This is a genomic window from Pontibacillus yanchengensis, from assembly GCF_009856295.1.
GTDB lineage: Bacteria > Bacillota > Bacilli > Bacillales > BH030062 > Pontibacillus > Pontibacillus yanchengensis_A.
This window is the reverse complement of sequence record NZ_WMEU01000001.1, coordinates 43,034-68,023: the sequence shown is the minus strand read 5'-3', so window position 1 is coordinate 68,023 and position 24,990 is coordinate 43,034. Positions and strand designations below refer to the sequence as shown.

Sequence of the window (24,990 nt, the reverse complement as noted above, 5' to 3'; positions counted from 1 at the left end):
ATACACGCCCCTTGCTATTCATAGCGAGGGGTGTTTTTTGTATCAAAACAAGCTATATGAGGAGGAAGAAAATGCTACACAATCAAGCTTTCTTAAGAACTCCAGGACCAACACCAATTCCACAACAAGTTACCCATGCAATGAATCAACCAATGATTGGTCATCGCAGTCAATCTTTTGCTCAGTTATTCAAGGGTACGAGCGAACGTTTGAAACCTATATTTGGTACAGAGCAACCTGTCTATACATTGACATCAAGTGGAACAGGTGCACTAGAAGCTGCTGTAGTAAATGTGACCAACCCAGGCGATGAGATTATCTCTGTTGTAGCAGGCGCCTTTGGCGATCGATTCGCCTCCATATGTGAGCATCATCAATTAGTTACCCACAGGGTAGAAGTTCCATGGGGAGAATCGGTTGATCAGCAAGAATTAATCTCTACTCTTCATGCACATCCGAATGCTAAAGCTGTTGTAATGACATATAATGAAACATCCACGGGTGTTATGCAGCCAATTCAAGAGCTAACAAAAATCGTGCACGACCACTCTTATGCCCTGGCTTTAGTTGACGGGGTAAGTTGTATCGGCGCTGTCCCAGCTCAGATGGATAAATGGGGTATTGATATACTCGTAACAGGGTCTCAAAAAGCAATGATGCTTCCTCCTGGTCTTGCATTTATTTCAGCAAGTGAGCGCGCTTGGGATGTTATTGAGCAAGTTGACTCTTCTTCCTTTTATTTCGATTTAAAAGCTTATCACAAACAATATGAAAATGGGATGACCCCTTATACTCCAGCGGTTTCTCTAATTCAAGGGTTAAAAGAAGTATGTACCATGCTCGAGGAAGAAACATTAGAAAAAGTGTATAAGCGACATGTGCTAATGAAAGATATGACTCGTGCTGCTTTCCGTGCTTTAGGGTTACCTCTTTTGACATCAGATCAAGATGCATCTCCAACTGTCACTGCCGTTAAAGCTACGGAGGGATTAAAAGTGGATGAATTCCGTAACCACGTAAGAGATCGTTATGGTTTATCATTAGCTGGTGGTCAAAAGAAACTAAAAGGCGAAATTTTTAGAGTTGGACACATGGGCTATTGCTCCCCTGTAGATGTTCTAACTACTTTATCTATTATTGAAATGGGATTAGTCGATTGCGGTATTTCAATTGAATTAGGCGCAGGTGTAAAAGCTGCCCAGGAGGTGTATATCAATGACGTTTCAAATTCTAGTAAGTGATCCAGTAAACCAAGAGGGCTTAGAGCCACTTTTATCCAATGAAGAAGTTAATGTTGATCAAAAAACAAATCTGTCTGAGGAAGAACTTCACGAATTAATTCCTCACTATGATGCACTAATTGTACGAAGCCAAACTACTGTGACAGCTTCTTTAATTGAAGCTGCAACCCAATTGAAAGTAATTGGTCGTGCTGGTGTCGGTGTTGATAACATTGACCTTGATGCTGCTACTGAAAATGGTGTGATTGTTGTTAATGCACCGGACGGTAATACCATGTCTACTGCAGAGCATACGTTTGCTATGATGATGTCTCTTGCTCGTCATATCCCTCAAGCTTATCAGTCATTAATGAATGGAAAATGGGACCGCAAGTCATTCAAAGGTGTAGAACTAAATAAGAAAACACTTGGCATTGTAGGAATGGGGAGAATTGGAACAGAAGTAGCCCAACGTGCAAAAGCTTGTAACATGAGCATTGTCGCTTATGATCCATTCTTAACAGAAGAACGAGCTCTAAAACTAGGCATTGTAAAAGGGACGATGGATGATATTTATGAACAAGCGGACTTTATTACCGTCCACACTCCTCTTACGAAAGACACAAGACATATGATTGATGAGCAAGCATTTGCAAAAATGAAAAATGGCGTACGTATTCTGAACTGTGCACGTGGTGGTATTATTGAAGAGAATGCACTACTTCAAGCCATTGAGGATGGAAAGGTAGCAGGAGCTGCTCTTGATGTTTTTGAAGAAGAACCTGCAACCCATCACCCACTTCTTTCTAAACCAGAAGTGATTGCCACCCCTCATCTAGGTGCTTCAACAGAAGAGGCCCAAACGTTAGTTGCCTATGATGTAAGTGAGGAAATCCTTCGTATTCTTAAAGGTGAACCATTTAAGAATGCTGTCAATATGCCATCCATTTCTTCTGAGGTCCGAGAAGTTCTGGAACCATATTATTACCTCGGCGAAAAACTTGGAGAAATGGCTATTCAACTTGTACTAGAAGCACCGACAAAAGTAACGATCACGTATGCAGGTGAACTTACAGACTATGACACATCATCTCTTACAAGAAATGTAATGAAAGGTCTATTAAGCTATCACTTAGGAGATAAAGTGAATGTGGTAAATACACTCCATATGGCTAAATCGTATAACCTCTCCTATTCCGTTGAATATTCAGGTTCAGCACGTGATTTCACAAATCTTATTACTGTTTCTATTGAAACCAAAAATGGTACTCGCACCATCTCTGGAACAATGTTAACAGGGTATGGTCCAAGAATCATTAAGATTGATGATTACTCAATCGACATTGCGCCTGATACGCACCTACTCTACATCCAACATCGAGATACACCTGGTATGATTGGACTTGTAGGTACAACACTTGGTAAGCATGATATTAACATTGCAACGATGCAGGTTGGTCGTAAAGAAGAAGGCGGAGACGCCATCATGATGTTAGCAATTGATCGACCAACAGATCAGAACGCTTTCCATGATTTAGGGCTAATCGAAAATATTACATCTGTAAAAGACATTCACCTATAAACATGCAATACCGCATAGACCTCTTTTGTCTATGCGGTATTTCTTTAGTAATCATTATTATATATAATCTGTTTTAGAATCTCATAAGTTTTATATATCTCTGTAAATTCACCCATAAAAAACTTCCTTAATGTAGCAATAGACAAAAATATTTATATATAAAGACTTAAATTAGAGATAATACACATTATATTTTTCCCTTTTCACTCACCATATCTACATGACTCAAATCTAAAATAATTCAAATTTTAAGTAACACTTTCCCTTCATAATTACGACTCTCCATTAATTTATGTGCACTTGCTGCATCCCTTAAATCAAAGACTTTCTCAATAGGGAGGTAGACTTTCTTAGATGCAAATAAATTTATAACCTCTTCGGCAATAGGAGCTATGAATTCTGGTCTATATCTCCTTGTTGTCCCTAAGCTAAACCCTTTAATATTTCTACAGCTACTATGAACATCCTCGTTTTAATTATACCTGCTTTCCCACTACTATTTCCGAACTGAACAAGAGTACCATATAGGGCTAAGCAATCTAAACTCTTGCTGGTAATTTCACCAGCAACTGAATCAAAAATTACATTAGCACCTAAATCATTTGAATGATTTAGGACCTCTTCTATAAACGTATCGTAGGTACAAACTACGTCTGCTCCTAAACTCTCCACGTATTCTTCTTTTTGCATACTGCCAACTGTTGCAATAACTTTTTCTACACCTAATAGCTTGGCTAACTGCAGAAGCATTGAACCTACACCACCTGCGGCACTATGTATGACAATCGTATCCATTTTTTTAACCTGGCCAATCTCATGTAACAAAATATAAGACAATATAGATACAGTTGGCATAGTAGCAGCTTGTTCAACTGTTAGTTCATCTGGTATTTTAAATACTAATTGCTCACTTGCATTTACAAATTCTGCATATGACCCTCCTGTTGGAAATGCAATTACTCTATCTCCCACAGAAAATGAGGAATTATCTCCTGCTTCTTCAATGGTGCCAGCTACATCTAATCCTAAAACAAGAGGGAAATTACTTGACCCTTTAGCGCCTCTTCGTTTCTTTATGTCAGCATAATTCACGCTAGTATAAGCTGTTTTTATCAATACTTCATTTTCTTTAATTTCTGGAACCTTTGTTTCAGTAAAAGATAATACGTCAGCATCTCCAAAATGATATTGAATAATAGCTTTCATTTAATTCCCCCTAGTATATTATATAATCCCTAAGCTACTGTTAATTCAATAAGTAAGAATGATATTATTTATTACCATGTATAACTTACAATTAATTCTATGGTATATAAATATTCTGAATGATACAAAAAATAAAACATATACATAACTGTTAGTTTTCACTACTCTTTAAGTCGCAACTTCCCATCAAAAGATAACTTGCTTAAACCTTTTACATTAATAACCTGGTCGCTTTTCATATGGATGAAGAACTCCTATGATAGACTCTGAACACTCTTCTTCAATACTTTTAATGACACCATTAGCTATCTCTTTGTTTGTTAACCACCTTGATGTATCGTTGTTAATGACAAAGCCTAAATAGATATTTCTATGAATACAGTTTGATGAGAGTTTTAAACTACCATCTTCAAAATATCTCCTGCTCCCCTTTATTTGATACAGCTTCCAACTTTGGCTCTTTTCAGAAACTATATGATCGATTAATTCTATTGAAGGAAGAAAAGGAGTCCAACTAACTACAATAGAAATAGGACCATATTTTTCTATCGCACTTCTAACATAATCTTTGAGTAACAATTGACTTTTGTAATCCACCATTAAACTATTTATTAACTCAGGATGTAATGAACTCTCCTTCATGTCCTCATGTTTACTTTTGCCTCTTCCAATAACGGAAACTACAAATCCGTTATCAGCAAACCAAAGCGAAACATCTTTTAACATACCCGTACCACCAATTACCAAAGCATGCTTTCCATTCATATCAACCCTCCTTCTATTCAGAATACACTCTCAACTACGATAAGTAATCATAAATATGGTTGATTTAAACTACTACTTTTGATGTAATAAAAACCTTAAAATTCGTATTTAAATTATAAACCGAAATCACTTTTTATATATTTAACCATTTTTCTATAGATTTCTATGCATTTCGAGAAATCAAAAGCCCTATGTGCACCGTCCTTAAATCAATGATGATTAACAACTTTTAATTGCAGTTTTAATAAGTATAAGATTGAGATTTATTTGGCATGCCAAATGAGTATGAAGCTAGGAGGTTTTAAAGAGAAGTTAGAGAGTGGAGTGACAAAGTGATAATTGTAGAAGGGTATATAGTTACATTGCTAGGTTCGCTTGTAGATTATGAATTAGGCAATGTATAAGACCAGCTATAAAAAGTCAAGTAACTAAATATTGTCTGCTAATCCTCCTAAGTTTCTTTTATTTTTCACCCAAGAATTAAGAGGAATGTTTTCTATGGTTAGGTCCCACGTATAATTACCTTCAATTTACAAATAATATAGAAAAGGTAACTATTAAAGGGGTAAAAATGAATCCATTTATAATAAAAGAACAGCTTACAAGTCGTCTTGGAGTGCATTGGAGCCTGTGGGCAATACCAGGTTTTGAACAACTTTATAATCGGGAGTATTTATTAGGACTATTCTATATGATTTGAGAAGTGGTAGTAAATTTATTAGCAAATCTTCATCTATCCATTATATACTCCTTCCGTGGAGATTTACAGGCATCTTATGATGTTGTCAAATGGGAATGGGCTTTATTTTATCCTTCAGTATATGCCTACGGAATTTGGCAAGCTTATAATACTTCATCAAGAACAAACTATGAGTAAGGGATTGAAGGTGAAAATAACTATTTTCGTCCTCGATTTACAGGATTATTCATCGGATTGCTATTAGGAATGAACTTTGGACTTTATAAGTGCTTTTTTATTAGTCCGGTGTTTAGTGGCTTGTCATCGGGCAATATGTTAGCTTATTTGGTCATATAACAGAAGAATTGTTGTTGAAAAAATTTGAAATGAAAGATAGTCATCAATGAAAAGTATGACAACCGGTAGTCAATTTTACTCCATCAACTTAATAATTCATATGATCCATCTTTACCCAAAATTAATTATTCAAATTTATCGTAAAATAAGATCTTTTGCGACATTCCTAACCAGCCTTTTTTAAAAAGCAACAAAATAAGTTCTAAACCTGCCAGAAAATATAGTAGTAACGAGGTGGAAAAATGACTATCCCTAATTACGAAGATATACGAAAAGTTCATCAACAATTAGTGGATATGAGAGTTGAATATTGGTTCAATCATGATTTACTTTCTTTTCAATGGTGGATACTAATACTAGTATTGATCCTCCCTTGGTTTATTTGGTGGCGTTTTGTAGATAAGAAAAGAATAGATCAGATATTACTATTTGGAACATTGCTAATTTTGTTAGTATCACTTTTAGATGATTTAGGGGTTGAAATGCACCTTTGGTCATATCCATATCAATTAGTTCCTCTTCTTCCGAAATTAGTACCTATTGATTATGGGATGTTAGTCGTAGCTCATATGTATTTGTATCAAAAATATACTAGGTGGAAAAGTTTTATAGTAGCAAATATAGTAATGGCTGCAGTATTTACTTTTATTTTTGAACCAATTACTGTGTGGTTAGATATTTACAAAATGGAAGACTGGCGTTACATCTATTCTTTCCCCATATATATTCTAAAAGCTGTATTAATTAAGTGGCTAGTTGACATGATAATTATAAAGAAGAAAATGTTAGATAATTAATCAATTGATAACATATGTGAATCAGCAGTATGCAAATGTTTGCACTCTCTGAAGGGTTATTACAGGACCCCCTTGGGTATTAGAAAGCTATTTGTATAAAGATTTTATCCGCACATCAACAATTGGTGCTCAGATTGATTAGTGTTAATATCTTCCTAATAACAGCGTTTTTATATAAATAAAGTGTTAATGGAACGAATCATGTCTATGCTTTTTTACCCAAAGCATATATTTCGATTAACTAAAGTGAATTGAGCTATTCTAATTGCTTCATTCCATTTTTACGAATGGTACTATCATCTTTCTCTAAACAGTGTCCAGCGGTAGTCATGTACCAAGTTAAAGATTTCTTTGCTTCGTCAGCAGCAGTACATCAAGCTCAACTGTATTTGGTTTGAAATGGTATGCTGACACATAGTATATTGTAATCTTTAATTTTACTTATTGTCTGCCTCTGGCTCAAAATTCACTTTTTTAAACGTTATCTTTTTAAATATCTGTTTCAATTCTTTTTTGGTAGAGTTACTCAGTTCTTCATTGTAAGCAACATGAATTTTCTCTTTATGAGCATCATGGTCTAATACAGCAATTCTCTTCAGTTCACCTTTATTTTCCAAAATATTCACCATTTCATTTACATAATTATTTAGATCCTCAGGCGTAAAATCAACTTTATTAAATTTTATTTTTGAAGGTAATTGTTTTCTAACTATTTTTTTTACATGTTTTATACTTTCATTATCGTACTTATAATGAACCACTAGTTTACTATTTTCAAAGTCAATATTTAGATTCACACGATGTTGATAACTTTCCCCAAAATTTGAAAAAAGAATTTTTTAAGCTTCGTTCTCATCTTCAAGTTGTTTGATTTCAGTCTTTTCTTTTGTGAATTCGATATCCATCATATCTTCTGACGTAGCAGCATTTACTATAGCTCCTATAGCCATTAGTAATACTAGAGAAGATACCAAGCTATACATTATTTTTTTTGATAAATACCATACTCCTTTTTTTCCCAACTATAACACTCATCTAAATATGTATAAATAATAAACCCAAGCAATCGTCTCCACGATTACTTGGGTTCTAAAAGAAGTATAATGTTATAGGATTCCAATCGCTGCAAGAAGGATAACAACTGCAACGGATATAATCGGTATAAGAACAGCTACGACGAAAATATCTTTGTAACTATCTTTGTGCGTCATTCCTGTAATAGCAAATAGCGTTAAAACTGCTCCATTGTGTGGTAATGCATCTAGTCCTCCTGAAGATAAAGATGCAATACGGTGGAATGCTTCTGGACTTACTCCCGTATTTTGAGCTATCTTATAATATTTAGATCCTAGTGCTTCTAGTGCAATTCCCATTCCTCCAGAGGCAGAGCCTGTTGCTCCTGCTAGAATGTTGACTGAGATTGCTTCTGAGATTAATGGGTGACCCTTTACACCCATCAATAATTCTGTTAGGCGTTCAAACCCTGGTACTTCACGAACTACTGTACCAAACCCTACTGCTGCACTTGTATTAATAATAGCAATAACAGAACCGCTTGCACCGCTATTCATGGCTTGAATGAAACGCTTGTATTTCGGAATGTTTAAAATCATGATTAAAAGAATTCCTGCAATCAAAGCTGTTACAACATCTACTTGAAAAACATTTAGTGTAATCAAGACAGTTAAAAGAGGTAAGAACGATAATAGCCAATGAGGAGTTTTGTCTTCAGCTTCTGTATTTTTATCGTCTTTTGGTTCTGTAAACGCTTCTCCATTATCTCTTAATTTTCTCTCTTGTCTACGTAAATAGAAGTAACCACCAACGGACATGATAATTGCAGCTATGATACCCATTACTGGAGCAGCAGTTGCGGTTGTGTCGAAGTAATCCATTGGAATCAGGTTTTGTATTTGTGGTGAACCTGGAATTGCTGTCATGGTAAACGTAAACGCACCTAATGCAACTGTAGCTGGTATAAGCTTTCGACTTACATTTGCTTCTCTAAATAACGAGATTGCTAAAGGATAGACCGCAAAGACAACGACAAACAAACTTACGCCACCATAGGTCAAAACGGCAGCTGAAGCTAGTACCCCTAAAATAGCACGCTGCGTTCCTATTACTTTTGTCATTGCAACTGCAACGGACCTTGCCATACCTGTATCTTGCATCAATTTTCCGAATATAGCACCTAGCATAAATACAGGGAACCATGATTTCGCAAAGTTAACAAAACCGCCCATATATGTATCTCTATAGGCTTCTAGTAAATCGAGCCCTCCTGTTAACGCAACAATTCCTGCTGCTATGGGTGCCACCCATATAATGGACCAACCTAAATAAGCAAGCACCATTAGTGCGGCTAGCCCAAGAAATATACCAAACATGATAAATCCCCCTAAGTCTAATTGAATCTTTTATAAAGAATACTAAGAGCAATCCGAGTAGCAACATATATGCAAAAAAATATTCAATCCACCGAGGAATCGTAAGCATATATGTTACTTAACACGGGATAACCTCTTACCTACAAAAATTGTTATCGCTTACATACTTTCTACTACCATCGCAATGCCTTGGCCCCCACCAATGCATAGTGATGCTACCCCATATTTTTCATTTCTACGTTTTAATTCCTTCAACAACGTATAGAGTACTCTCGTACCACTTGCACCTACAGGATGTCCAAGTGCAATAGCTCCACCATTCACATTTACTTTTTCCCGATCAAGTCCTAGCTCTTTTTCAACGGACAAGTATTGTGCTGCAAAAGCTTCGTTCACTTCAATTAATCCCATATCTTCTAAACTAAGATCAGCTTTTTGTAAAGCTTGTTTTATAGCAGGAGCAGGTCCAATTCCCATATGGGAAGGGTCAACACCCGTTACTCCCCATGAGACAATTCGTGCAAGCGGTTTTACTTGCTTGGATTCAACAAATTCTTCAGCAGCTAAAACTACAGCGCCAGCACCGTCGTTAATTCCACTAGCATTTCCTCCTGTAACCGATCCATCTTTCGTAAAAGCTGGTTTTAAGTTTGCTAGCGTTTGAGAAGTTGTATCCCCACGTATATGCTCATCAACATCAACGACCTTTGTTCCTTTACGTGATTTAATTTCTACTGGTGCAATTTCTTCTTTAAATTTTCCCTGCTCTGTAGCAGCCGCTGCTCTTTGGTGACTCCTTGTTGCATACTCATCTTGCGCTTCACGAGATATATCATATTTATTGGCAAGGTTTTCCCCTGTTACGCCCATCAATTCGCCGATATATTCATCTGTAAGGGCTGCCCATAACATGTCATCAATTTGCGGTGTGCCTAATTTTGTACCAAAACGGGCACCTCTTAACGCATGTGGAGCAAGGCTCATACTATCTACTCCACCTGCTAGAGCCACACTTCCTTCACCAAGCATAATAGATTGAGCGGATGAAATGACGGACTGAAGGCCAGAACCACATAAACGGTTAACTGCAAGTGCTGGACTTTCAATAGGAATTCCTGATTCTAATGCAATATGTCTTGCTAAATAAGGGGCATTCTTCGATGAGTGAATCACATTCCCCATAATGGAAAAATCAACATCCTCACTAGCAATACCACTTCTTTCGATTGCGCTCTTACTTACCGTTACACCCAATTGGGTTGGATCGACATCTTTTAATGCTCCACCAAAGGATCCAAAAGGGGTTCGCGCGCCTTCTAAGATATAAACATTTTCCATGCTGTTTCACTCCTCTACCTTTTTGTTATTGAGCTGTATAGCCGCCGTCCATTACAACAGCCTGACCAGTCACACCTTTTGCTTTGTCACTAGCTAAGAAAGCCGTATAATCAGAGATTTCTTTTACAGATAATAATCGTTTTTGAGGTACTAACGGGTAAATAACATCTTCCAGCACTTTTTCCAATGAAACATTTCGATTGCTGGCTAAATCCTCTAACTGACCTCGAACCAATGGAGTGTCCACGTAACCAGGGCATATAGCATTGACCGTGATCCCATGTTCTGCAGCTTCTAATGCTGAAACTTTCGTTAAGCCTATCACTCCATGCTTGGAACTGTTATAGGCCGCTTTACCAGCAAATCCAATCAAGCCATTTATAGAGGCCATATTAATAATACGTCCCCATCCTTGTTTTTTCATAATCGGAAACACGTGCTTAATAGCCACGAATGGTGCTGTAAGCATTACCTTTGTCATAAATTCAAATTTCTCTGTTGGAAAATCTTCAATAGCAGATACATGTTGCAAGCCTGCATTGTTGATTAACACATCCAAACGACCATACTGTTCCACCGTCTGATCAATGGCACTTTTAAGCTCTTCTTCATTGGTCACATCGCATTTAATTCCTATACATTCATATCCATCTGATGTTAAAGAGGAAGTAACCTCTTGAACTTTATCTTGATTAATATCACTAAACACGACCTTGGCACCGCTCTTCGCAAAATCCTCACCAATTTCATAGCCAATTCCGCTTGCAGAACCAGTAATAAAAACGACTTTATTTTCAACCATACCTGTTACCTCCCGTACATTAAAAAGATGTTTCTAAAAGCTTAGAGCTGACAGTTAATTCAGCCTCTGTTGATTCTTTTATTTCTTCAACTGTCCATCCTTCTGCAATTTCCACTAACACTAAACCGTCCTTTTCCACATCAATAACGGCACGATCTGTAATGATACGATTCACAACACCTTTACCGGTAAGTGGTAAATGACATTGTTTCAAAATCTTTGGTTCCCCGTGTTTATTAACGTGGTCCATGATGATCACAATCTTCTTGGCACCGTGCACGATATCCATCGCTCCACCCATGCCTTTGATCATTTTTCCAGGAATCATCCAATTTGCTAGATCTCCAGTTTCCGATACTTCCATTCCACCTAAAATAGCTAAATCTAAATGTTCCCCTCTAATCATTGCGAATGACTCTGCACTACTGCAATAAGAACTTCCTATCGAGGCTGTAACCGTCTCTTTACCAGCGTTAATTAGATCTGGATCTACTTCTTCTTCATAAGGAGACCGTCCAATCCCGACCAAACCATTTTCTGATTGGAGTACCATTTGTTTATCAGATTGAATATAGTTCGCTACCATTGTAGGCATTCCAATTCCTAAGTTCACATAGAAACCGTTTTCAATTTCTTGTTCAGCTCTTCTAGCAATCTTTTCACGAATTGTAGCTTTATCTAAATGTACCGCCATTTTAAACCCTCCTATTTTTCCTGTGTTTGAAGCGTTAGACGTTCAATACGCTTTTCTTGTTTTCCTTCTATTAAACTTTGAACATATATGCCAGGCGTGTGTACGTGTTCTGGATCCATTTCCCCAGGCTCAACTAGCTCTTCAACCTCTGCAATAGTCGTAGCTCCTGCAGCTGCCATCATAGGATTAAAGTTACGTGCTGTTTTGTTGTACATAAGATTACCAAGTCGATCCCCTTTAGCTGCTCGAACAAGACTGAAATCAGCAGTTAGACCTGTCTGTAGTAAATATTCTTTTCCATCAAACGTACGTACTTCTTTTCCTTCTGCAATTGGCGTACCTACGCCTGCAGGTGTATAAAAGGCAGGAATTCCAGCGCCACCTGCACGAATTCGCTCTGCTAGAGTACCTTGTGGAACAAGATCGATTTCTAATTCGCCATTAATAACTTGTCGTTCAAATTCTTTATTTTCTCCAACATAGGATCCTATCATTTTATCTATTTGCTTATTTTGAAGCAGTAATCCTAGTCCCCAATCATCTACTCCACAGTTGTTTGAAATTACAGTAAGATGTTTAGCATTGGATTCTACTAAAGCTAGAATTAAATTCTCCGGAATTCCAACTAGGCCAAATCCTCCTACCATTATCGTAGAATAATCTTTAATATCTTTTACAGCTTCTTGAAATGATGTATAAATCTCTTTCATCACTTACCACTCCCTTCACCAATTCTATATGCAAAAATCATGCCAACATTAACAACTGCGTCAATGGGGGAAATCATGTATATAATTATTGAGTATTTTCCAAATCATCGGAAAACGTTTTCAAACATTTAATTATATAGTTTGAAAACCTTTTCAAAATCGTAAAAAAGCCATTCCGGATTGCCGGAATGGCTTTCCAATTTAATGGAATCATTACAGGTTATACTTTTTTGTTTTGTCATATAAACTGGATTTTCCTATCCCAAGAAGCTCAGCTGCTTTGATTTTATCCCCATTCGCTTTTTGTAGTGTTTTCTCAATTACACGTTTTTCGGTTTGATCTAATATTTCCTTTAAACTCAAATCCTCTTCCCACTGATATGAATGTGGTTGTATATATTCTGGTAAATCCCTCATTTGAATCTCTTCTGAATTTGTTAAGTGGGCAGCTGCTTCTATAGCATTCTCTAGTTCACGAACGTTCCCTGGCCAATGATATTCCATTAAACTCTCATATACTTCATCACGAAAATCTTCGACTCGTTTTCCAATTCGATCCGTAATTTTAAGTAATAAGGATTTTGCCAGTAATGGTATATCTTCCGTACGTTGTCTTAATGAAGGAACATGAAATTGAACGACATTGATACGGTAAAATAAATCCTCTCGAAAGCGCTGTTCAGCAATAAGCTTCTCTAATGGTTGATGGGTAGAAGCAATAATACGTACATCTACTTTCTGAGGCTGAACAGCACCAACTGCTTCCACTTCCCCTTCTTGTAGGACACGTAAAATTTTTACTTGCGCACTCATAGGCATATCGCCTATTTCATCCAAGAAGATAGTTCCTCCATCAGCCATTTGAAACTTACCTGGTTTTCCTCCTTTTTTAGCTCCAGTGAAAGCTCCTTCCTGATAACCAAACAACTCAGATTCCAGTAAATGTTCAGGGATAGCCGCACAATTTACTTTTACAAATGGCCTTGAGCTTCTTTCACTCAAATGATGAATGCTGTGAGCAAATAATTCTTTACCTGTACCACTTTCTCCTCTAATCAGAACAGATACATCAGTAGGAGCAATCTGCTTCGTCTTGTCTTTTAATTGCTCTAATACAGGAGAACGACTTATTATATGATGCAGAGAGTACGATGCCCCATTACTCTCGTGTTTTTGTGAACGATATGCTTTCAATTCCAATAATAATTCTCGTATATGACTATTCATTTTCAGCCATTCTTCTGTATCGCGAAACAACACCATGCCAAATGCTCCTACCATTTGTCCATCAGCATAAAGAGGTATTCGATTCGCAATCATGTAATTACCCTTTATATATTGTAGATCAGCCATTTCTTCTTTCCCTGATTCCACTACAAGATGCATTCTCGTATTTTCAATGACTTCCGTCACATGTCTACCAATTGCATCATGCTTTTCAACTTCTAAGAAACGACAGTAGCTTTCATTAATGTAGGATACGTTTCCATTATGATCAACGACCACTATACAGAAATTCCCACTTTCAAAAAACGTATCAAATAATTCTTTCTTCTGGTTTTCCAATAAAAATTGCAAGATGTCCACTCCCTAATTGTTAACCTCTGTATCATTCATGTGGTAGCGATTTCACACTCTTTATTCTGAAGTCTATCATGCAAGGGAAAGGGTGTCATGGTATATGTAATATTTTTAAATCGTTTGCATTCTTATGAAATACTTATAAAAACTCGCTAATACGTTCTAGTTTTTGCGGTAAAGTTAAGAAGGCAAAAAAAACCTTTACACCACTCGCTTAATTCTCCTAGAAATTTTTCACCTTTCGAGGATTTATATAGAATAAGAAATAGGTTATATTCTTGGATATGTAAAACATTCTGTTGTTGGAAAATTATTTCATATCCATTTGGTAGATAAGATAGTTTATAAACTAAGAGATATGCTAGTCCCAAGGCAATTAATAATAACAAACTTTTAGTTAATGTATTTCTTACTTTTTGCCCTATTTCAGATTCATCTTGCAATTTTTGCACCTCTCCTCCTATTCCCTAATTCTTCTTGTTCTTATTTTATAATCCCTAATAGCAAAAACACCAACAATTACATAAGTTGTTAAACAAATGAACATTAATAGAGGGGATAACTCCAATAATCGTTTTGAAATGTACATAATTAAAAAGACATAGCTTACCAACATAATATCCCCCTTCTTTTTATCCTCTAAAAATGTTGATTTTATCGAGATGCCAACTCCTAAAGATAACATTGCATTTATAACTATTAACCCAATAACGAACAATACATAGAAGCTTTTTAGGGGATGAGTAAATTGTCTACAGAAAAGGGGAAGAACCGATAATGGTAGCAATAGTAGATTTTATTGTAAGAGATGGCATTTAAAAAATGGTGTTAATAAAATAATAAAGGAAGCTGCCGTGAGCAAGGGTAGTTTCTATCCTTTTCGAATATGGATGAATTGATAAAAGAAGTAGCTGTCTATTCTTTTGAACGATATCTCCAACATATGCCACTTAATCAAACGTCATTTGTTGAAGACATTGTACAGAATCTAGGTAATCATATCTTCACGTCGGTAAGAAGACAAAATAGATATTATTATTTATTATTTTTATTTATTAGTAAGAGCTTTGTCGAGGAAGAATTAAGGCAATCATTTCATGCCATCTTCTCTCAAATTGTGTACAACAATACAGTAGATCAACAAATCTCGAGTAAAAAACCTGAAATAGTCGCTGAGCAACTTCAAACATTAGATATGTTGGCGCTCAGCTTTATTGTCTATTGCCACCTATTGCAAGAAGAAGAACAATTACTTTCTGTCTAGAACCACATGATCGCTCATATTTTCAAAGCTAAAGACAAGGAATAAAATGTTTATACAAGGCCTCTGGCTACTGCAATGGAATATGCTGTTACCGTAAAAAGCTGCGTTAGCTTTCCTTGTTCGATCCTTTTTTTCATCGTTTCTAGATCTATTACCTCTATTTCAATGTCTTCGTTTTCATCTAGGTGTTGATGAAACCCAAGATATGCATTGGAAATAAGAAATGTATGAACTTTATTATTTTGTTCAGCTGGATTTACCATAAATTCACCTAATAATACAGGGGGATCGTCCGAAGTAAAACCGGTTTCTTCTTGTACTTCTCTCAATATACCAGCTTCATATGTCTCCCCTTCTTCAATCATGCCACCAGGAATTTCCGTAAAAAAATCTTTTGCCCCTTGTCGGTATTGTTTTACAAGTACTACCTTCTCTTCTTTTGTTATAACAATCGCATTCACCCAGTCACTATATTCATTTACATAAAAGTCATCAATGATGTTTCCGTTTGGAAGTTCGCATTTGTCTCTCCGAACATTGCCAAAAGGTGACTGAACAATATATTCTGAGTCTAATGTTTTCCAAGTTTTCATAAATATCCTCTCCTTTAGTAGACTACTAGAAGTTGTTTAATGGTACAAAAGAAAAGAGCGCAAATCCATTGAGAAATGCGCATCGTTTTATTCTTTGCCTAAGTTTGTTTTAATCGCATCTTTATAGCGTTTGTAGTAAGCTGGAACGTTGTTTAATAATAGTAATTCCGTGTATAGATAGCTCTTCATATTAAAATCATTAAAGTCAATATTGGTAATCTCAAGTATTTGTTTGATTCGATAATTCAGCGTATTTGGATGTATAAATAGTTCATTTGCTGATTGTTTACCTTTACCATTATTAGCAAGATACACTTCTAATGTTTTTAACAAATCGGTATGGCTATCGATATCTTTACTGATTAACTTTAGTAGATCCTGACTAAAGTAATCTTCTGAGCTATTTTTTTCATATAAAGTAGCTAAGTAACGATATACTCCTAATTTTGAGAACTCACGAGGCATTGTTTCTGGTCTAGGTTCAATAAAGTTTGCTGTTTCGATCACTTCTAACGCTTCCAGAAAACTTTTTCGTACATCGATAAGTCGCTGATATTCCTTCCCTAGCCCAATCATGAACCTATAGAATTCTGCGTAACCAATTTGCTCTTTGATTTTATGGATAACATAGCGAGCTTCTTCGGTTATCAGGCCTTCATCTCCCCTATTACCATGAACAATCATTACAATCTGAAATTCTGTTTTTAATAAGTAAATACGTTTTCTTTCTGGAAATTTATTCACGATTTCTTGAAGATAATCTAATAAGTACCTTTGCTGAGGATTGGTTAAGGAAAAAATCAGTACAGAAAAACGTTCAGGCAAAGTAAGTTTCGCAATGGTTGCATCATGTCTGAATTGCTGCTCACTACCATATTCTTGATGTATAAGCTTCCAAAGTAATTCATCCTTACGGCTATCCGAGGCATTTAATTTGTTATACACATCATATATGAGCTTACCAATATGAGGAGTGATCTCTTCTAAAAATGCTAAGTCCTCTTCTTGAAGAGGAGTTGTTGCTTCCTGAATCCAAATATAGCCCATTGTATGGCGTAAATGATGTGCAGCTATAACCACACGTTGGTAAAAGCCCAGTTCCTCAATCGGGCCTACTCTTATCGGGCTTGGTTGTTTCTCAAGTTTTTGAACAATTCCTTCCTTCTTCAAGCGATCAATGATAAATATAGGACATTTTTTAGATAGAATCGTTTTTTGTTGAGTTTGATCAAATTCATCTAAAGATGAGCTATATGATATAAGTTCGAAATTTTTATTTTCAATAATAACTGGCTTCTTTAAGCTAGAGCTTATCAGTTCTGTTGCTTTATGTATGTCCTCGGTTTGAAAAATAAGCTGTTTCGCATCCACATGGCATTCCCTTTCTTATTCAATTGAATGCATATCTGTTATTAGAAACTTTCTTCTGTATGCACTGCCTATTATATCTATTTCCTATCAAAAGAAAAAGGTTTAAGATTTGCAACATTTATTTTCATTAGTTTAGAACTTGTTATTTTTGTTTTATTGTTCCATTTTATTGAAGAATTGATTCGATATAATTTTGGTTAGAGAAATGTTTCCGTTGCTTGGTTAGAAAAAAGGTGGCCAAGGAACAACTTGCGTCTTTCCGGCGAGCTGGCAAGTCTCCTTTTTACTAGTACACCTTTGCTTTTGTTGGGACGAAGAGAAACATGGCCAGTTTTGCGAGACGGAATGTGTATTTTTCATGTATTAAAGATTACACAACTTTACGAGGAAATACACTTTCTTATGCACTTCTATATACTGTTAGATAACTGATATATAAGACCAGACCAATGTATTCTCATGTAATTCGCTTTACATTAATCTAAATATGTAAGTACGAATGATAACTATTTGGGTTTACACATAGCAAATGCCGATGTTTCCGTTAAACCAAACGAACGCAAAAATGTGTCAGGAAATTGGGGCGGTCGCTCCTATTTTTCAAAAATAGCCCCTGTTTTTCGATTCTCGCTACGAAAGCAGGGAAAGTCGCTCCAGAGCAGATGTTTTTATCGCGGTGGTATGACAAGTCCATGTGATGCATTATGGATGCGGCCCGTGGAAAAAGGATGTGTCGAGACCCCGAAGGGCATCCCAGTTTTTGCGCGGGGAAACGAAGGGTTTCAGGAAAGCGAGCTATTTCTCCACTCATTTTTTCTCCTATCAATGCAACGGAAACATCCCTCTCACCCAAATCATCTCGACTTCAATTCTTCAAGATTATGCCTCTTATATAGAACACTACTATTAAAAAAAGCATGTGGCTACCAACAGCCACATGCTTTGAGATTAACTAGAGTAGTATCTAGGTCTTATAACATTTCAGAAATAGTTTTTGCTTGCATATGAAGAGCTAGATAATCTGGACCACCGGCTTTGGAGTCTGTTCCTGACATCTTGAAACCGCCAAATGGCTGATATCCAACAATTGCTCCAGTGCAATTACGGTTGAAGTATAGGTTACCTACGTGGAAATCACGTGCAGCACGTTCGATATGCTGACGATCTTCTGTAATGACGGCACCAGTTAAACCGTATTCTGTGTTGTTTGCAATTTCAATTGCTTCATCAAAGTCTTTTGCTTTTGTGAAGCAAACTACTGGACCGAAGATCTCTTCTTGTTGCATACGAGATTTAGGATCGAGATCCGCAAAAACAGTTGGTTGGATAAAGTAACCTTTAGAGTCATCACCTGTTCCACCAACAACAAGGCGACCTTCTTCTTTACCTACTTCCATGTACCCCATTATTTTTTCATATGCAGCTTGGTCAACAACTGGTCCCATGTAAACATTCGATTCACTAGCATTTCCTACGGAAAGTTCACTTGTTACTTTTGCAACACGTTCCAGTACTTCATCATAGACGTCCTCGTGTACAACAGCACGGGAACCAGAGGAACATTTCTGACCAGAGAATCCGAATGCTGATACAACAATAGCGTCTACAGCTGTATCAAGGTCTGCACTACTATCTACGACAACCGTATCTTTTCCACCCATTTCAGCGATGACTTGTTTTAGATGATTTTGTCCTGGCTGTACTTTAGATGCTCTCTCGATAATACGTGTACCAACTTCACGAGAACCTGTAAATGAAATAAGTGCTGTTTTAGGGTGATCAACTAGATAGTCCCCAACTTCTCTACCACTACCAGGTACGAAGTTTAAAACACCTTTAGGAAGGCCAGATTCTTCAAGTACCTCAACAAATTTAGATGCAATTACCGGACTATTACTAGCAGGCTTAAGCAGAACAGTGTTACCAGTTACTAGAGGAGCCACTGTTGTACCAGCCATAATTGCAAATGCTAGGTTCCATGGTGGAATGACTACTGCAACACCAGTAGGTTGATAGATATAACGGTTTTGTTCACCTTCACGACTTTCTACATGTTTTCCTTCACCAAGTTCTATCATTTGTCGAGCATAATATTCTAAGAAATCAATTGCTTCTGCCGTATCAGCATCTGCTTCCTTCCAAGGTTTACCTACTTCATAAACAAGATAAGCGGAAAATTCATGCTTACGACGTCGGATTTTAGCTGCAGCGCGGAAGAAAACACCGGCACGAGCTTCAGGAGACCATTTTCTCCAATCTTCAAATGAAGTAACAGCAGCTTGCATTGCTTCCTCAGCAATTTCTTGATTCGCTTTTGATACTCGGCCTACAACTTCCTCTTTGTTTGCAGGATTGATGGAGATAATTTTATCTTCTGTTTGCACGTGTTCGCCATTAACTAGAAGATCATGATCTTTGTTTAAATCACCTTTCACTTGCTCTAAGGCAGCTTCAAAAGCTTTTTTATTTTCCTCTACAGTAAAATCAGTAAATGGTTCATGTTTAAATGGTGTGTACATAAAATAATTCTCCTTTCTAATTTGGAAACGCTTTTATCATAAGATTAACATTATTCTTTATTTTTTAAAAATACCTTTCACTGCAAATGCCACATTTGCCGGTCTTTCGGCTAAACGTCGCATAAAATATCCATACCAATCATCTCCATAAGGTAGATACACTCTTACTTTATATCCTTCTTTTAATAATGCAAGTTGGGTATCATTTCTCATGCCATAAAGCATTTGGAATTCAAATTGATCAGATGGGATATTGTTCTCTTTTGCAAGTGATTTTGTATATTCAATCATGGCATCATCATGGCTTGCTACAGCTGTATAATTACCATTTAAAAGATTCTTTTTAATCAAATGTTTCAAATTATCATCGACATAGGATTTTTCAACGAAAGCCACTTTACCAGATTCCTTATAAGCGCCTTTAACTAAGCGAAGATATGGGTTATAAGCATTTAGATCGTCCAGGTCTTCACTTGAGCGATATAAATAAGATTGTATAACAGTTCCAATGTTGTCATATTTCTCTTTTAAAGCTTTATACATTTCTAATGTCTTCTCTGTTCGAGTTGAATCCTCCATATCAATCGTAATCACCACGTTGTGTTTCTTGGCTTCTTCCATAATCGTAATCATGTTCTCCCAAACTAAATCGTGGCGAATATCAAGTCCAAGGGAAGTTAGTTTCACTGAGACTTGTGATTGCAGTTGATTACTGCTTATGGTTTGAATCGTTTCGACACATTCTTTTGCTCGGTTCCGAGCTTCTTCTTCTGAAGAAACAAACTCTCCAAGATGATCTACCGTAATGTCCAGTCCTTGATTATTCAGTTGTTGAATCAAGGGAACAGCTTGTTCGAATGTTTCCCCACCTACGATTTTATCTGCTCCAAATTTCGGACCCCATTTTTTAGCTAAACGGTCCAGAACAGAGTTGTTTGATAAATAAAGAAAAAAATTCTTACTTAATGCTTCCATGATTACTACACCCCCATATCGTCTCTAGCGATATCTCTTTCTATGTTGAAGGGATAACGTAGGTTTTATTTCTTTGTTATCTGTTATCAAAATTATAACTATTTTCTTAACATTCTAGCAACGTGATGGGAACACAATCATTTACAGAACATTTTGTGGTTTAAACACAAAATGTGAAAGCGTTATCATTTGCATAAAACAAAAACCGGAGATAACTTAACCCCGGTTTTATGCTTTACGATTATATAATTGTGGAAAGGTCAACAACATTGTCAATGATATAGTCAGCATTCATTTTTTCGAAATCAGGTCTAGCTTTTTTGCCCGATAATCCTGTTAAGACAGCTACAAAAGTAGCTCCCATTGTTTGAGCAGCCAAGCCATCAGCCACTGAATCACCTACTATGAAAATCTTTTCTTCATTTATAGGTAACGTAAATTCTAGAGCTTGTTGTATGGTAGATTGTTTAGTGAGCCAGCTACGTATATACGTATAAGGTTGTGGCTTTGCAAGTGGTGCTTTTTTTGGATGAGCTTCTTCTGCTTCTAGTACATCTGAAGCTGTTACAATACGTTCCTCTTCTATATAATCGAGAAGTCCTAATGCTCGTAAGGGTTCGATTGTCTCTAATTTAGGTCTTCCTGTTCCTACGCCTATTGTCCATTTTTCTGACTGCAATTGCTGAAATAACTCTTGAAGTTCTTTCTCTTTCGCAAGTGGAATTTCATGTTGGATGAACCCTTTTTTACCAGGTTGCTTTGCCTTCTTACCAATAGACTTTTCGATTAATTCATCACCTACATACCATTCTTGAAATGCCTGACGTCCAATTGTCCAGAGTTCACTGTTTCGAGTAAAACTTTCCGTTTTCACTCCTAATTTCTTATAAGCAATCTCATTTAAGAATGTTAACAATTCTTGCTTTGTTGCTTCACCTTCTTCAAAGTCTTCAACAAATGTGTGAAATTGAGGTGTCACTACACTATTTTGCACTTTATTATTTAGTTTAAGAAGAGAATCAAGGGTAATATCTTTACTTAAAAATTCTCTAACAAACTCCTCGTCGGTTGACTGAATTTGTTGTAGAAGTACAATAATTTGATGAGATAAAGTTAAGTACACCATATCCCAATTTGCATTAATACCTCTAGATTTGATAAAAGAAAGGACACGATCATTATCAAATACAGTAGAACGAACCTGCGTTATCTCTTCATCTGATAGATTAGTGTTAAAAATAGTTTGATTAACTCCTATGTATTCTTTACTATAAAGCATTTCCCAAACTGTTAAGGCCGAGGAATCAAAATATCGCTCTTCACTTAATAATACTCCATCTACATCAAATAAAATCGTTTTATTTGTTGTCATCTTACCCCTCCTATATCTATTCCAATATGTTAGATAATTCTTATTTTAGCAAGTTAATACGTTAATTAACAGAATGAATTATGGAAAAAAGTTATTTTATCTTGTTGGAAGCCCATTATTCCAAAACCAGTCTAGTTAAAATGTATAAACTTTACTGTTTCCCTACACAATAGAAATGATTACACACTAGGAGGTTCTCGTAAATGGATAATCAATTGGATTCAGTCTATCGCCCCGTCGTAAGAGATGGATTAATGAATACGAATATAGGAAGTCCTAATGCATATGCTGATGCTGCTGAAGCAGTGATGGAAGCTATGCACTTTGCTCATGTCTATAATGATGATATGTACGACGGAGAGATTACTTGGGAAGATGCTGAGATTATGTCGCTAACCAGAGAACAACTGCGAATTCTTTCTGGCACCATCAACCGTCCAAATGCACAACCTTTTTATATTGATATTGAAGCAATCAACCACACAGGAAATATAAATATCCTCGAACGATCAAAAGCAAAAGAAGACTTTCGTATAAGGAATAACGATTTAGCCATTAAATTTAAAAAAGTTATTGAAACAAATACAAAAACATCTGATTCTCTCTAGCTTCACTCCCGATTTTTCTAGTTAGAGAAAAGTTTGTGTTCATATACTTTGACTCTAAAACACTACCTTGTATTTGTATGTTTCCCAATCAAATTCTCCTCTCCCTCTTTTCAGTATAGTGTAGCTGTAAAAATGCTTGATTGTGTATAATGTTGTGGTATTTTATGACTTTTTTTTATATATTGTTCGGAGTTGCTACTAGGTATTTTTATGATAATAAAAGCATCTGCTTAGGTAACAGTATGCTTATGGTCTAACTGTATAGACTTTTTCAACCAGTTAGTGATATTTCTTATCGTTTCATCACAATGAAGGATTGTATTATGATCTTCATCTTGAACAATCGTACATTGATGACTTGTTTGTTTTTCCCACCAAGCTTGTAATTTAGATGCATCTGTTACCTCATCATTCGATCCTATTAGGGTTAGAAGAGGCGCATTCGCTTTTGATAAGTGGATTTGTTTTGCATTTTCTATAAATCTTGATAACAATAGCCGAAAACTTAAATGCAATGAGTTATTTTCTGTAAATTCATCAGGTACAATAGCGACTTTACTATTCGTCCAGCTATAAACACCTACTTTCATTAGTGTAGCTAAGCTAATGATTTTAAATAACTTAAGCTTGTACAAATCTTCTTGTTTCGTTTCTTGCCTTCCTTGATACTTATATAGCTTTAATGAAGGATGAAAGAATGGAGATAAAAACAAAAATCCCTCCGATTTAACAAGATTATTTTCTAGCAATCGAAGTAAGTTAGCACACCCCATAGAGTGACCCGCCCAAAAAATACGATCATATCCTTGATTATTTACAGATTTGGCCACATCGATTAAATCATGATCATATTGCCCAAAGTAAGAAATATCCCCTCTCCCATCTTGATCACCATAGCCCCTTAAAATAGGAATAAACACATTCACATTCGGTTGTAATCTCTGAGCAAGTTGTTGTAATGCATTTTGTTCAGCGGTAATACCGTGAATCAGAATCACTGTTGCGTTTGTTTTATGAGGCGACTTATATGCAAAAACAGGCAAAGATTTACCGTCTCTCATTTTCACATAGAAAAAATCGCGATTTTCAGTCATTATTTTCACCTTCATATCCAGAAACTGCATTCAGTTAACCATAATCATATTATGTTAATTATTCTATACCTATTGATTCAGATCTTTATAACTAATGATGCCACCAAGGCTATCCGCTTCTTTTATAGCTCTACCTACTGCTTGCTGAATAACATAAGATGCTAGATGACCTACTACATTCAAATCTGCTTCTATTTCATTAGAAGACATCGTAAAAACGGTATCCCCATCTACCATAGAATGGGAAGGTCTCATTGTTCTGGCAAACCCATCATGAGCCATAGAGGAGATCTTGTTTGCATTTGCTTTTGTAAGCTTAGCATTTGTTAGAACTGTTGCAATAGAAGTATTGCCGCTGAAACGATTTGTTTCTTGTTGGTTAGGAGAAGATTCAAACATAATCGATTCTGTAGACAAATACGATTGCAGATTTTGATCGTACACCCCAGCAATGATATCTCCCGTATCAGGATCAAATATATCACCGAAGCTATTAACTGCTACAATCGCTCCTATTTGTAAATCGCCAACCTTTACAGCAAACGTGCCAATGCCACCCTTCATGGAATGGTCCATCCCCAAACATTTCCCAACTGTAGCACCTGTTCCTGCCCCTATAGATCCTTCTCTTTCATCTACTAGTTGATAAGCGTTTTGAGCTGCCAAGTATCCCAATTTGTGATTTGGACGAATATTAGGAGAACCAACTGCAAGGTCAAAAAGAACCGCACCGGGTACAATAGGGACACGTGCAACTTGAACATCAAACCCTATTTGTTGCTCCTCGAGAAACTTCATAATCCCACTACCTACATCAAGGCCGTAAGCACTACCACCAGACATAAATATGGCATGGACAGTATCAACCAAGTTTTCTGATGATAATAAGTCCGTTTCTCTGGTACCTGGAGCTCCTCCTCTTACGTCAAATCCAGCAATGGCTCCCTCTGGGCATATAATAGTGGTACAGCCAGTTATGCCTTCCAAGTGTTCTGCATGACCAATCTTAAAACCTTTTATATTTTGGATTAAAATGCGTTCCACTATACAACCTCCTCTTTCCTTTTTTTAAC

General features: G+C 36.4%; 25 protein-coding genes and 1 other annotated feature (1 of these 26 running past the window's edge). Of the genes, 6 read left to right on the top strand and 19 right to left on the bottom strand.

From position 1 onward, the window contains the following. Positions 1-15: a binding site (T-box leader), on the top strand (it extends 193 nt beyond the left edge of the window). Between the two features lie 56 nt (positions 16-71). Both GLW08_RS00355 and serA read left to right on the top strand, forming a co-directional pair. Further along, the gene (locus GLW08_RS00355; protein WP_160846611.1) at positions 72-1,241 is read left to right on the top strand and encodes a pyridoxal-phosphate-dependent aminotransferase family protein; all 1,170 of its coding nucleotides are present in this window, start codon (positions 72-74) and stop codon (positions 1,239-1,241) included. Continuing rightward, complete coding sequence (serA, locus tag GLW08_RS00350; protein ID WP_160846610.1) at positions 1,216-2,802, top strand: phosphoglycerate dehydrogenase; 1,587 nt, start codon at positions 1,216-1,218, stop codon at positions 2,800-2,802. Before GLW08_RS00355 ends, serA begins: the two co-directional genes overlap by 26 nt. A gap of 241 nt (positions 2,803-3,043) precedes the next feature. Here the strand turns inward: serA and GLW08_RS21720 are convergent, their stop codons facing one another. From GLW08_RS21720 to GLW08_RS00340, 3 genes are all read right to left on the bottom strand, one after another. Next, on the bottom strand, positions 3,044-3,172 hold the full coding sequence (locus tag GLW08_RS21720; protein ID WP_337193907.1) for a zinc-binding dehydrogenase: 129 nt from the start codon (positions 3,170-3,172) through the stop codon (positions 3,044-3,046). A gap of 53 nt (positions 3,173-3,225) precedes the next feature. Further along, on the bottom strand, positions 3,226-4,008 hold the full coding sequence (locus GLW08_RS00345; RefSeq protein ID WP_237458244.1) for a quinone oxidoreductase family protein: 783 nt from the start codon (positions 4,006-4,008) through the stop codon (positions 3,226-3,228). Between the two features lie 216 nt (positions 4,009-4,224). After that, complete coding sequence (locus GLW08_RS00340; protein WP_160846609.1) at positions 4,225-4,773, bottom strand: short-chain dehydrogenase; 549 nt, start codon at positions 4,771-4,773, stop codon at positions 4,225-4,227. A 571-nt stretch (positions 4,774-5,344) separates the two neighbouring features. On the opposite strand from GLW08_RS00340, the gene GLW08_RS22050 reads away from it, so the two are divergent. Continuing rightward, positions 5,345-5,473, top strand: coding sequence for a hypothetical protein (locus GLW08_RS22050; protein ID WP_272917045.1), 129 nt, complete (start codon positions 5,345-5,347; stop codon positions 5,471-5,473). A 578-nt stretch (positions 5,474-6,051) separates the two neighbouring features. Further along, positions 6,052-6,606, top strand: a complete 555-nt coding sequence (locus tag GLW08_RS00335; RefSeq protein ID WP_160846608.1) for a CBO0543 family protein — start codon at positions 6,052-6,054, stop codon at positions 6,604-6,606. A 437-nt stretch (positions 6,607-7,043) separates the two neighbouring features. On the opposite strand, the gene GLW08_RS00330 is transcribed toward GLW08_RS00335, so the two are convergent. The 9 genes from GLW08_RS00330 to GLW08_RS00290 form a co-directional block, all read right to left on the bottom strand. Beyond that, on the bottom strand, positions 7,044-7,403 hold the full coding sequence (locus tag GLW08_RS00330; protein WP_160846607.1) for a hypothetical protein: 360 nt from the start codon (positions 7,401-7,403) through the stop codon (positions 7,044-7,046). A 42-nt stretch (positions 7,404-7,445) separates the two neighbouring features. Then, complete coding sequence (locus GLW08_RS00325; RefSeq protein WP_160846606.1) at positions 7,446-7,628, bottom strand: hypothetical protein; 183 nt, start codon at positions 7,626-7,628, stop codon at positions 7,446-7,448. An 84-nt stretch (positions 7,629-7,712) separates the two neighbouring features. Then, positions 7,713-8,996 (bottom strand): GntP family permease, encoded by a 1,284-nt coding sequence (locus tag GLW08_RS00320; RefSeq protein ID WP_160846605.1) that lies wholly within the window; start codon positions 8,994-8,996, stop codon positions 7,713-7,715. A gap of 159 nt (positions 8,997-9,155) precedes the next feature. Continuing rightward, the gene (locus GLW08_RS00315) at positions 9,156-10,334 is read right to left on the bottom strand and encodes an acetyl-CoA C-acetyltransferase (RefSeq protein ID WP_160846604.1); all 1,179 of its coding nucleotides are present in this window, start codon (positions 10,332-10,334) and stop codon (positions 9,156-9,158) included. Between the two features lie 25 nt (positions 10,335-10,359). Then, a complete protein-coding gene (locus tag GLW08_RS00310) occupies positions 10,360-11,136 on the bottom strand; it encodes a 3-hydroxybutyrate dehydrogenase (protein WP_160846603.1) in 777 nt (258 codons plus the stop codon). A 19-nt stretch (positions 11,137-11,155) separates the two neighbouring features. Beyond that, positions 11,156-11,830 carry a 3-oxoacid CoA-transferase subunit B gene (locus tag GLW08_RS00305; RefSeq protein ID WP_160846602.1) on the bottom strand — a complete coding sequence of 225 codons (675 nt, stop codon included), beginning with the start codon at positions 11,828-11,830 and terminating at the stop codon, positions 11,156-11,158. Between the two features lie 11 nt (positions 11,831-11,841). Continuing rightward, a complete protein-coding gene (locus GLW08_RS00300) occupies positions 11,842-12,540 on the bottom strand; it encodes a CoA transferase subunit A (protein ID WP_160846601.1) in 699 nt (232 codons plus the stop codon). Between the two features lie 213 nt (positions 12,541-12,753). Further along, positions 12,754-14,118, bottom strand: a complete 1,365-nt coding sequence (locus GLW08_RS00295) for a sigma-54 interaction domain-containing protein (RefSeq protein ID WP_160846600.1) — start codon at positions 14,116-14,118, stop codon at positions 12,754-12,756. Positions 14,119-14,273: 155 nt separating this feature from the next. Next, entirely contained in the window at positions 14,274-14,573 is a 300-nt protein-coding gene (locus tag GLW08_RS00290) for a hypothetical protein (protein ID WP_160846599.1), read from the bottom strand. Positions 14,574-15,016: 443 nt separating this feature from the next. On the opposite strand from GLW08_RS00290, the gene GLW08_RS00285 reads away from it, so the two are divergent. Continuing rightward, positions 15,017-15,385: a hypothetical protein gene (locus GLW08_RS00285; protein ID WP_160846598.1), complete on the top strand. Its 369-nt coding sequence runs from the start codon at positions 15,017-15,019 to the stop codon at positions 15,383-15,385. Positions 15,386-15,435: 50 nt separating this feature from the next. Here GLW08_RS00285 and GLW08_RS00280 read toward each other — a convergent pair whose 3' ends face one another. From GLW08_RS00280 to GLW08_RS00260, 5 genes are all read right to left on the bottom strand, one after another. Beyond that, positions 15,436-15,978 carry an NUDIX hydrolase gene (locus tag GLW08_RS00280; protein WP_160846597.1) on the bottom strand — a complete coding sequence of 181 codons (543 nt, stop codon included), beginning with the start codon at positions 15,976-15,978 and terminating at the stop codon, positions 15,436-15,438. A gap of 87 nt (positions 15,979-16,065) precedes the next feature. After that, on the bottom strand, positions 16,066-17,349 hold the full coding sequence (locus tag GLW08_RS00275) for a helix-turn-helix domain-containing protein (RefSeq protein WP_160846596.1): 1,284 nt from the start codon (positions 17,347-17,349) through the stop codon (positions 16,066-16,068). 971 nt (positions 17,350-18,320) lie between these two features. Further along, positions 18,321-19,868 (bottom strand): L-glutamate gamma-semialdehyde dehydrogenase, encoded by a 1,548-nt coding sequence (gene pruA, locus GLW08_RS00270; protein WP_160846595.1) that lies wholly within the window; start codon positions 19,866-19,868, stop codon positions 18,321-18,323. Positions 19,869-19,925: 57 nt separating this feature from the next. After that, the gene (locus tag GLW08_RS00265) at positions 19,926-20,843 is read right to left on the bottom strand and encodes a proline dehydrogenase family protein (protein ID WP_160846594.1); all 918 of its coding nucleotides are present in this window, start codon (positions 20,841-20,843) and stop codon (positions 19,926-19,928) included. 241 nt (positions 20,844-21,084) lie between these two features. After that, on the bottom strand, positions 21,085-22,215 hold the full coding sequence (locus tag GLW08_RS00260) for an HAD family hydrolase (RefSeq protein WP_160846593.1): 1,131 nt from the start codon (positions 22,213-22,215) through the stop codon (positions 21,085-21,087). Between the two features lie 203 nt (positions 22,216-22,418). On the opposite strand from GLW08_RS00260, the gene GLW08_RS00255 reads away from it, so the two are divergent. Continuing rightward, positions 22,419-22,823, top strand: coding sequence for a hypothetical protein (locus GLW08_RS00255; RefSeq protein ID WP_160846592.1), 405 nt, complete (start codon positions 22,419-22,421; stop codon positions 22,821-22,823). A gap of 230 nt (positions 22,824-23,053) precedes the next feature. Here GLW08_RS00255 and GLW08_RS00250 read toward each other — a convergent pair whose 3' ends face one another. Next, a complete protein-coding gene (locus GLW08_RS00250; RefSeq protein WP_160846591.1) occupies positions 23,054-23,917 on the bottom strand; it encodes an alpha/beta hydrolase in 864 nt (287 codons plus the stop codon). Between the two features lie 69 nt (positions 23,918-23,986). Next, positions 23,987-24,961 (bottom strand): P1 family peptidase, encoded by a 975-nt coding sequence (locus tag GLW08_RS00245; protein WP_160846590.1) that lies wholly within the window; start codon positions 24,959-24,961, stop codon positions 23,987-23,989. Positions 24,962-24,990 lie beyond the last annotated feature (29 nt).